Annotated in this window: 8 protein-coding genes and 1 tRNA gene; 7 read left to right on the top strand and 2 right to left on the bottom strand. The window is 71.1% G+C overall.

What is annotated here, in order from left to right; all coding sequences use genetic code 11:
- Positions 1-259: 259 nt before the first annotated feature.
- From ABEA26_RS25000 to ABEA26_RS24990, 3 genes are all read left to right on the top strand, one after another.
- Positions 260-1555 carry a M6 family metalloprotease domain-containing protein gene (locus tag ABEA26_RS25000; protein WP_345595589.1) on the top strand — a complete coding sequence of 432 codons (1296 nt, stop codon included), beginning with the start codon at positions 260-262 and terminating at the stop codon, positions 1553-1555.
- Positions 1556-1641: 86 nt separating this feature from the next.
- Complete coding sequence (locus tag ABEA26_RS24995) at positions 1642-3336, top strand: IclR family transcriptional regulator domain-containing protein (RefSeq protein ID WP_345595588.1); 1695 nt, start codon at positions 1642-1644, stop codon at positions 3334-3336.
- Between the two features lie 40 nt (positions 3337-3376).
- A tRNA-Arg gene (locus tag ABEA26_RS24990) sits at positions 3377-3449 on the top strand.
- 47 nt (positions 3450-3496) lie between these two features.
- On the opposite strand, the gene ABEA26_RS24985 is transcribed toward ABEA26_RS24990, so the two are convergent.
- Both ABEA26_RS24985 and ABEA26_RS24980 read right to left on the bottom strand, forming a co-directional pair.
- Positions 3497-5110, bottom strand: a complete 1614-nt coding sequence (locus ABEA26_RS24985) for a site-specific integrase (protein WP_345595587.1) — start codon at positions 5108-5110, stop codon at positions 3497-3499.
- A complete protein-coding gene (locus ABEA26_RS24980) occupies positions 5107-5790 on the bottom strand; it encodes a helix-turn-helix domain-containing protein (RefSeq protein WP_345595586.1) in 684 nt (227 codons plus the stop codon). Before ABEA26_RS24980 ends, ABEA26_RS24985 begins: the two co-directional genes overlap by 4 nt.
- A 130-nt stretch (positions 5791-5920) precedes the next feature.
- Between ABEA26_RS24980 and ABEA26_RS24975 the strand changes: the two genes are divergently transcribed.
- The 4 genes from ABEA26_RS24975 to ABEA26_RS24960 all read left to right on the top strand — a co-directional run.
- On the top strand, positions 5921-6115 hold the full coding sequence (locus ABEA26_RS24975) for a hypothetical protein (RefSeq protein WP_425587897.1): 195 nt from the start codon (positions 5921-5923) through the stop codon (positions 6113-6115).
- 233 nt (positions 6116-6348) lie between these two features.
- Positions 6349-7626, top strand: coding sequence for a DUF3631 domain-containing protein (locus tag ABEA26_RS24970; RefSeq protein ID WP_345595585.1), 1278 nt, complete (start codon positions 6349-6351; stop codon positions 7624-7626).
- 354 nt (positions 7627-7980) lie between these two features.
- Positions 7981-8907, top strand: a complete 927-nt coding sequence (locus ABEA26_RS24965; RefSeq protein ID WP_425587896.1) for a DUF2637 domain-containing protein — start codon at positions 7981-7983, stop codon at positions 8905-8907.
- A gap of 406 nt (positions 8908-9313) precedes the next feature.
- Positions 9314-9749, top strand: a 436-nt coding sequence (locus ABEA26_RS24960) for a MobC domain-containing protein (RefSeq protein WP_345595584.1), incomplete at its 3' end; no start/stop codon positions are given.

Raw genomic sequence — 9749 nt, 5'->3', positions numbered from 1 at the left:
TCACCACGGGCACCACCACGGAGCACCACCACGGGCACCACCACGGAGCATCACCACGGGCACCACCACGGAGCACCACCACGGGCACCACCACGGAGCATCACCACCCCTGGTCCCTCCCCGGCGTCCCCCGCTCGGCGGGCTACCGGCGAGAAACCCACGATCGGCTCCTCCAGCGCGCGCCCGCGACCCCCGCGGCACAGGGTGAGCGCAAGGGTGCAGCCGGTGTCGGGCGGCTGCCGTGGTCCGGGAGGTCCGCATGCAGCCGCCGCAGGCGCAGCCGTCGAGCCGCCGGATACGCCCGCGCCGGCTGACGGCGATCGCGACCGTCACGGTCGTGACCTTCGCCGTCAGCACCTCGGCGGGCACCGGTCGGCTCGCGCCGGGGACCACGACGGCGGGCCCGGGCCCGGCCGTCCTCTCCCGTTCCTCCGCGCACGGCCCCTGCATGATCAGCGGCGGCCCCGAGATCCAGATGTCCGAGGGCGTCCCGACCTCCGCCGGTTACGCCCGCTCCACCGGCACCGTCCGCGCCCTGAACCTGATGATCGACTTCTCGGACGCGCCCGGCGAGGGCAAGGCGCTCGACCGCTACGCGGAGTTCTTCCCGCAGACCCGAGAGTGGTTCCGCACCAGCTCCTACGGCCGCCTCGACTACCGTCCCGAGACCCCGATCCGCGACTGGCTGCGCATGCCGAAGTCGTTCGCCGAGTACGGCATAGAGCGCGGCGCGCCCTTCGAGCCCGGCTACCGCGAACTGGTCGAGGACCTGGTCGCCACGGCCGACGCGGAGGTCGACTTCCGCGCGTACGACCTCCTGAACGTGCTGGTCACACCCAACGCGGGCCCCTCCGCCCTGGACACGGTCCTGTCCGTCACCTTCGCCGGCAACACCGAGGCCCCCGTCGCCGACGGCGTCCCGGTGGCCAACGCGTCCTTCGTCTACTCCCGCCAGGACGACGGCTCCGGCTCCTACGACGCCACCGGCTACCGGGTACTGCCCCACGAGAACGGCCACGTCTTCGGCCTCCCGGACCTCTACACCCAGGAGGGCGGAGGAGCCGTCGGCCACTGGGACATCATGAGCGAGGACTGGGGCGCCAACAACGACCTCCTCGGCTGGCACAAGTGGAAACTGGGCTGGCTGGACCGCACCCAGGTGCACTGCGCGTCGGCGCCGGGGACGACGGAGTACAGGCTGACCCCTCTGGCCCGCAAGGGCGGCGACAAGCTGGTGGTCGTCCCCCTGGACGGCACCTCCGGCTACGCGGTCGAGCTGCGCACCCGCGGTGGCAACGACGAGGTGGTGTGCCGGCCGGGCGTACTGATCTACAAGATCGACGCGGACGTGGACACGGGAATGGGTCCGGTGACGGTCTACGACTCCCGCCGGGACAGCGGCGGATGCACCCGCAGCCCGAACGTCCACGCCGAGCTCTCGGACGCCGCCTTCACCCCGGGCGAGACATTCAAGGACCCGCGCCGGGGCATCACGATCGCGGTGGCCGGGGCGGACCTGAAGGGCGACCACCAGGTGCGGATCACCCGCAGGTGACGCCTCGTCGGGCAGCCGCCGGAGTCACCACGCCCTCCCGACCGGGATTACGGTGGGCCTGCCGCGACCGCCGCACCGGAGAGCCGATGCCCGCCAACACCGACACCACGAACGACGCCGCCCACGGGCAGGCAGCCACGTCACAGGGCACGGAGACCGCCGCGACCCGGGGCACACGGGCCGGCAGGGACACGCCGGGCGAGGCGGCGACACCGACCGACGAGGTGGCACCGGCCGAAGCGGTGGCACCACTGCTGCGCGGCATCGCCGTACTGCGACGGCTGAGCGAAGCCGACGGCGGCGGCACCCTCAGCCTCAGCGCCCTGGAGAAGGCCACCGGCCTGGCCCGCTCCACGGTCGACCGCGTCACGGCGACCCTCGCCCGCATGGGATACGTCCGCCTGGACGGCCGCGACGTGATCCTCGCCCCCCGCCTGATGGAACTGGGCAACGCCTACCTCGCCGCCCTGCGCCTCCCCGCCCTCCTCTCCTCCCGGGCCGACGCCCTGGCCGACGAACTCGACGAGTCGGTCTCCCTCGCGGTCGGCGACCGCGACGGCATCCGCTTCATCCACCAGGCCACCCGCCGCCGCGCGATGTCCCTGAGCTTCCGCATCGGCGATCTGCTCCCCGCCGAACGCACCGCCCCCGGCCCGCTGTTCGCCACGGAGTGGACGGAGACCGACTGGCACCGCTTCCGCACCCGCCGGGCGGCAGACCCGGAGGACCGCACTTTCCCCGCCGTCCCCGCGCGCGACCACACCGCCCAGGGCCACGACTTCCCGCACCGCACGGCCACCGCGGCGGCCGACGACTGCTCCCTGGACGACCAGCTGATCGAACCTGGCCTGGTCGCGGTCTCGGTACCCGTACGGGACCCGGGCACCGGCCGGGTGGCATGCGTGGCGAGCGTGGTGAGCCACACCAGCCGCCACACGGCCGAGGACCTGCGAACGACCCTGCTCCCCCGCCTCCGCTCGGCGGTGCGGTCGATGGAGAACGACCTGCGCACCGCCCCACCCCCAGAACGGGGCACCCCCCGCACCGGCCTGGCCACCTGGACGGCCGCCTCCAAACACGAACTGGGCCGGGAGTTCATCGAATCCCTGGCCCGCGGCCTGACGGTACTGACGGCCTTCGGCGAGGACCGCCCGGCACTGACCCTCACGGAGGTCGCGAAGGCGACGGGCCTGGCCCGGGCGACGGCCCGCCGGGCCCTCATCACCCACGAACACGCGGGACTGGTGACACAAACCCCCGGCCACAACACCTTCGCCCTCACCCCCCGGGTCCTCTCCCTCGGCTTCCCGCCCCTCTCCCGCAGCACCCTCCCCCAGATCGCCCAGCCCCACCTGACCGCCCTCGCCGCCCACGTCCACGAGTCGGCCTCGCTGGCCGTCCTGACGGACTCGGGCGAGGAGATCCAGTACACGGCCCGGGCGTCCACGGGCCGCGTCATGAGCGCCCGCGTCACGGTCGGCACCCGCCTCCCGGCCCGAGCGACCTCACTGGGCCGCGTCCTCCTCTCCCTCCCGGAGGTCCGCTCACAGGGCTACGCCCTGGTCGACGAGGAACTGGAACCCGGCCTGCGCTCCATCGCCGTCCCGGTACGCGACCGCACGGGCCGCGTGGTGGCCGCGGTCAACGTGGCGATGCACGCCGCCCGCCGGACGACGCGGTCCTGCGTGACGGAGATCCTGCCCGCCCTCACGGAGACGGCGGGCCACATCGAGACGGACCTACGAGTCGCGGGCCGCTTCCGCCAGGTCCCCCTGACCTGACCACCCGCTACACTGTCGGCGTGGCACAGCCACACCACCGGCCTTCGTAGCTCAGGGGATAGAGCACCGCTCTCCTAAAGCGGGTGTCGCAGGTTCGAATCCTGCCGGGGGCACAACGCGTTACCGCTCTGACCTGGGGTTTCTCCCCCAGGGAGGGGCCCTACTCGGCCTCGGACTTCTCGTCCGGGGCCGTTTGCGTGCGCGCTGCGTGAGCGGACGGGGCGGCAGCCCCCGAAATATCCCCCAACCGATCAGCACCATCCGGCACGGCGCGAGGGGCGCGTGCACGCGGGACGAGACGGGCCGCAGCCTCGGCAATCGCGAGATCCGCCTCGGGGAGCAGGCTCGTGTACGTGTCCGCCGTGATGGTGATCGAGGAGTGGCCGAGCATCTCCTGGATGTCCTTCAGGTCGGCGCCGGCCGCGTGGGCGAGGGTCGCCGCACCGTGGCGCAGGTCGTGGAGCCGGACCGGAGGCAGGCCGACCTCCTCGTACAGCTCGATGAAGCGGCGGGTGACGTTGGCCGGGTGGAGCAGTTCCCCGTTCTCCCGCGTGAAGACGCGGCCGGTCTCCACCCAAGCCGTCTTCCACTCCGCACGCGCTTCGTCCTGCCGAGCACGGTGTCGTCGTAGGACCTCGACCGTGTCCGCGTCCAGGGCAATGGTGCGCGCCCCCGCGTCGGTCTTGGGGTCGTCCTCGTAGACCTCCCAGCCGTCGACGACGAGCTGCTTGGCGACGGCGAGGAGACCCGCGTCCAGGTGAGTATCGGTCCACTTCTGCCCGCACGCCTCCCCGCGCCGGAGCCCGCGGAACGCGATCAGGTGGAACAGGGCGTACAGGCGGTCGTCCGCCGCGTGGTCGAGGAAGAGGCCGGTGTGCTCCGGCGTCCAGACCATGACAGGCGAGGACTTCTCGCCGGTGCGCTGCCAGTGCAGGACCCGTTCCTCGGTCCACACAAGCGCCTTGGGTCGCTTGCCCGCTTCCAGCTCAACGTGTGCGGCCGGATTGAAGGTGATCAGCTGCTGCGCGATCGCGGAGTTCAGAGCGGCACGCAGGGTCGAGCGAACGCGCTGGCGCGTGGCCGGTCCGACTATGCGGCGGTACGGCTCCATGTCGGCGATGGCCGCCTTCATCGCCTTACGGCGAGCACGCGGCTCGCGTCCCTTCCACGGAATCCGGGCCAGTTCCTCGAACGCCTTGCGCCGAGCGGCGTTGCCCTCGGCAATCTCGACGTTGTCCTCGGCGATGGCCTCGAACATCTCCGAGAGGTGGGAGACACGGAGGCGGTCGAGTCGCAGGTGCCCGATCCGCGGCTTGAGGTGGACGCGGATGTTGCTCTCGTCGCGGCTGATGGCACTCTGCCGCCCCTTCTTGCCAGCCAGCCACATGTCCAACCACTCACCGACGGTGAGCCTGCTGATCAGGTCCAGACCGTGGCTGAGGCGGCGCCGGGTCGACTCAATGTTCGGCAGCGGCGCCTTCTCGGCGGCCACGGTCTCCAGAAGCTCGGCAATCCGGGCCAGGGCCTCGGGGTCGTCGGACTCGGCGAGCCCCAGGAGGGCCCGCACGTGGTCGAGGTCGGCCTGGGCTTCCTTGAGGGTCTCGTAGCCGGCGCGGCTGAAGGAGCGGCGGGTGCCGTCCTCGCGAGGGGGCAGCTCCTGACGTATGGAGTAGGAGCCGTGCTTGCGGCTGGAGAGCTTGGGGCAGTTCTTGCCGAGCGGCTTGCCGGTCTTAGGGTCACGGCAGTAGCAACGGCGGTGGGTGGAGCCCTTCAAAGGCGTTCCTCCGGTGTGGTGTTGGAGTCGGTTTCGGACGGGTCGACATCGCCCAATGCGGGTGGCAGGTCGGGTGGGGTGGCTCCCTCGTCGCGGATATCGCGGCGGAGGTGGCGGAGGTTGTACTTGGCAGAGATGGCCTGGTCGGCGTATTCGGTCCGCCTGCGTTCGGCTTCTTCCTGCTGGGCGCGGCTGGTGGCCGTTTTGGCGGCGAACCGTGCCCGTTCTTCCTCTTCGAGCGCGGCGAGCGCGGTGCGCGTGAGTCTGGCGTGAAGCTCGAAGTCGGGGACCATGCCCGCGTCGCGTTCGGGCACCTCCTGTTCGCCGGTGAAGCGCCGTAGGGCGTCCCAAGTGGGGACGAGCCTCTGGAACGGGAGTTCCTGGGTCTGATCGACGTACCCGACCGGGAAGATCAGGCAGACCGGGTACGTCTCCAGGGCTGCGGCCAGCACGATGACGTCCACCAGCGGCAGGTTGGCCCGGCGTCCGGACTCCATGTTGGCGATCACGTTGCGCGGGATCGGGTGCCCGAGCCGCTCGCACTGGTCGGCCAGGTCCTGCGCGCTCCATCCCATCTCCTTTCTCCGTCGCCGGACCTCGCCGGCCACGTTGGCCTTGATCCGGTCCACCCACTCCGGGAAGTCGTCGTCCTCTTCATCATCGAAACCGTGTTGTGTCATGCAGACACAGTAGCTCGCTCATGATGGTTCCTAGCCGCCTGGAGCCGGACGTGTTGGGCATGTTCGCCGAGGGCTGTGACGAGAGGAGCGCTGCGTGCGCGATGAGGCGATGACCGAGCAGGCGAGGGGCATGACTCGCGATGAACTGCTGGCCCTTCCAGTTGCCGTTGACCTGGACACGGGCAACCGCGCGCTGGGGCTCGGGCGGAGCAAGGGCTATGAGCTGGCCAAGCGGGGCGAGTACCCGTGCAAGGTCCTGCGCCTAGGCAAGGCGTACCGCGTGGTGACCGCGGATCTGCTGAATCTGCTGGGGCTGGCCGCTTGAGGGCGAAGCAACATAGCAGGCAGTTCTGCGCTGAGCTGACACAGAAGCGCTGGACTGTGGCCAGGCGTGGACGTACTGTCCGTGTTCCCTCGCGGTGGCCTGCTGCCCGCGAGAAGGGGATGGGCCCCCGGCGGTGCGACGCCGGAGGCCCGAGCAACCCCGAACGGCCCTGGAAGAACCAACCCGGCGGCAAGGGCGTGCGAGCCCGCCACCGCCAGACGAGGAGCTGCCCTGTGGAACACCCCGAACCCCAGCCCTATTCCAACCCCGACAAGCCCGTGTGGCCGCCGGTGGTCGCTCCCGGCAAGCCCGGCGAGTACATCGCTCAGGCTTCTACCGCTGACGGCGCCGAGGGCGCCGTGGCGGACGAGCCTGCCGAGGAGACGGAACCGGACCCCGAGCCGACCCCAGGATCGGCCCTATTGGACGAACTGCGAGGGCAGATATCGAAGTTCGTGATCCTGCCCTCCGAGCAGGCGCTCGACGCGGCCACCTTGTGGGTGGCGGCGACGCATCTCCAGCCCGCGTGGCAGCACGCCCCGCGCCTGGCAGTGGTGGGGCCGGCGAAGCGGTGCGGCAAGTCCCGGCTGCTCGACGTGCTGACCGAGACGGTCCACGAGCCGATGCTCACGATCAACACCACGCCGGCGGCGGTGTTCCGCTCCATCACCGAGGAGCCGCCCACGCTCCTGGTGGACGAGGCAGACACGATCTTCGGCACGCCCAAGCAGGCCGAGAAGAACGAAGAGATGCGCGGCCTGCTGAACGCCGGCCACCAGCGCAACCGCTACGTGACCCGCGTGGTCGGCAACGACCACACGCCCCACCGGTTCGCCACCTTCGCCATGGCGGCCATCGCCGGGATCGGCGACCTGCCCGACACGATCATGGACCGGTCGGTGGTAATCCGTATGCGCCGACGGGCGGAAGGCGAGAGCGTCCGGCCGTTCCGGTCGCGGCGTGACATCCCCGCACTCCATGACCTGCGCGACCGTATCGCGGCCTGGGCGGGGCCCCTGGTGGACGAGGCCGCCGACCTGGAACCGATGATGCCGGTCGAGGACCGGGCCGCCGACACCTGGGAGCCCTTGGTCATCGTCGCCGACCTTGCGGCCGGTACCTGGCCGCGCCGTGCCCGCACCGCGTGCGAGCAGATGGTCGCCGCCGAGACGGCGGCCGAGGAGGACCACCCCAGCGGGGCCCGCATCCTGGCCGACATCCGGCGCGTCTTCGTCGCCCAGCGCGAGGTCGACAGCCTCTCCACGGAGGAGCTGATCCACCACCTGCGCCAGGACCCGGAGAACCCGTGGGCCGAGTGGGGGCGCAGCGGGCTCAGCCCGCGCGACCTCGGCTCGATGCTCCGGCAGTTCGGCATCAAGCCCGGGAACGTCCGCATCGCCGACGGAACCCAGCGCAAGGGCTACATGCGCAACAAGTTCCTCGACCCCTGGCGCCGCTACTGCCCGACCGTCCACGCGGTCGACGCCACGCCCACCCTCCAGCAGGGCTGACCCCGCCCCACCCCCAGGTTGCCGTCCTTGCCGTCCTTGCCGTAATCGCGCAGGTCAAAGGCCATACGCGCAAGACGGCAACCGGGCCCAAGACGGCACACGATCACGACCGCCGGCACCGGGACGTTGCCCGCATCCGTCTCGTGCCGTCCCACTCGTACGTGCCGTATCGCCGCAGGTCACAGGCCATGAGGCCAAGACGGAAAGCAGACCCGTACCGTCCGCGCCCCGCCTCCACCCGGGGCGCGGCCGAGACGGACACCGACCGGGCCTGCCGTACCGGCCCTGAGCAGCGCTTACAACGGCCAAGACGCCCAAGACGCTTCACACCCCTACCCCAAGGAGTATCCCCGCTTGACTCTCCTCTCCCGCCTTCGACCACTACGCCGCACGCAGCCGGGTAGCAGGCCCGGTGAGGGGCGGCCGACGGCAACTGGGCACACTGCCGAACGGTTCGCGCTCATCGCGGCCGGAGTCGTCATCGTCCTCCTGACGGCCGGAGCCTTCTGGCTCTCCTACGCGCACCTGGCCGACGTTGCCGGCCAACACGGCCTCGGCAACTCCCCGATCCGCCGCTGGGCGTGGCCCGCCACTCTCGACGCGTTCATCGTCGCGGGCGAACTGCTCATGCTCCGCGCGAGCCTGCGCCAGGTCACCGACTTGTGGGCCATCGCTGTGACCGCCATCGGGTCGGTCGGATCCATCGCGCTCAACGTGGCGGGCGTGAGCGGAACGAGCGACGCCCGCACTGTGCACTGGCTCGACTACGTGGTCGCCGCAGTCCCGCCGACCGCCGCGCTCCTTGCTTTCGGCGTCCTGATGAGGCAGATCCACCAGCTCGTCGAACGGCCCGACGGCCACCGAAAGTCCGTGTCCGTCCCGGAGCCGATGCCCCCGGCCAAGGTGGTCGTCCCGCCGGCCACTCCTGGCGAAGGCAGGGATCACGGCGACGGGCCGACGGAGCATCCCGACCCCGATCGTCTGGCCGACACCGCAACCCCGCCGAGCGGCGAGGCCGCCAGCAAGCCCCCCAAGCCGACCGGAGCACGGCCTCGGCGTACCGGGCGCCCGCAGGACATCTCCGATGACGAGATCCGGGCCGTCGCGCGCGAGGTCATGGCCCGTACGGGAACCGCTTCCCCCACCGAGGTCGGCGAAGAGATCCGCGTCAACCGCGGCCGCAAGGTCGGCAACGCCCGCGTGAAGAACGTCTGCGACGAGCTGAACGCCCAAATGGTCAAGCCCGGCCCCGCGGTCGCAGTAGGCAGCAGCACCGGCTGACCCGTCCGCAACGACGCCCTTCGGTGGCACCGGAAGTACTTCCGGTGCCACCGAAACCCGGTCGGCCCCCACACCGAACCCGCCGGAATCCCACCCCCGCCATCCGGCCACCACCCGTAGCGCCCACTCCTCCACAGCTGTGGACAGCCAACTGCCAGCTGCACGTCGCCCGGCCTTCCCCGCCGACCTGCCTGCCCTTTCTGCCTCATCCGGAGAACTGCCCATGACGCGCCACCCGCACGACGCGCACGATGCCGAAGTCGTCCCGGACGAGCTGTCCGTGCCGACGAAGTCGCCTACGCTGAAGGAGCGTTTGCGGAACGCGTTCGGACGGCCTGCCCCTGGCGGAGCCAGTAGTACCCCGAGTCCGACTCAAGGCCGGTCTTCGGGGATCTCCGCCCCGGGGATGGCGGAGACGGCCCGACGCCAGGGGGCGCCGGACCGGGAGGGCGGGACCGAGGGCGGCCCCGACCCGGACGAGCTCCACGCAGCCCAGCAGCAGATCCTCCGCCCCACACCCGCCACCGCGCCGTCGGCCGGCGAGCGTGCGGTGCAGAGCGTGCAGCCGGCGATCCGCCGTTTCACCGGCACCAAACGGACCGTCCGCGTCGGCCCGCTGCGGTTCACCGGCGACGAGCACAACGTGCTGCAGGAGGCCGCTGCCGAGCACGGCTACAAGGGTGACTCCGGCTTCGCCGCCGACATCGTCCTCGCCTTCACCGCCGGTCGGTTCACGGCGAACCTGCCGCTGTCCGAGGACCGCCGCCGCACCCGCATGTTCCGCGCACAGGTGCTGCGCGAGCTCAACCGCATCGGCGTCAACGTCAACCAGATCGCCCGCG

This window comes from Streptomyces marokkonensis (genome assembly GCF_039539045.1).
GTDB classification, from domain to species: Bacteria; Actinomycetota; Actinomycetes; order Streptomycetales; family Streptomycetaceae; genus Streptomyces; species Streptomyces marokkonensis.
This window is presented reverse-complemented; position numbering and strand designations above follow the sequence as displayed.

What these genes read in the sequence shown, in the direction of transcription:
- ABEA26_RS24995 (WP_345595588.1), top strand. Translation starts at nt 1,642, where the DNA reads ATGCCCGCCAACACCGACACCACGAACGACGCCGCCCACGGGCAGGCA.
- ABEA26_RS25000 (WP_345595589.1), top strand. Translation starts at nt 260, where the DNA reads ATGCAGCCGCCGCAGGCGCAGCCGTCGAGCCGCCGGATACGCCCGCGC.
- ABEA26_RS24980 (WP_345595586.1), bottom strand. Translation starts at nt 5,790, where the DNA reads ATGACACAACACGGTTTCGATGATGAAGAGGACGACGACTTCCCGGAG.
- ABEA26_RS24975 (WP_425587897.1), top strand. Translation starts at nt 5,921, where the DNA reads ATGACTCGCGATGAACTGCTGGCCCTTCCAGTTGCCGTTGACCTGGAC.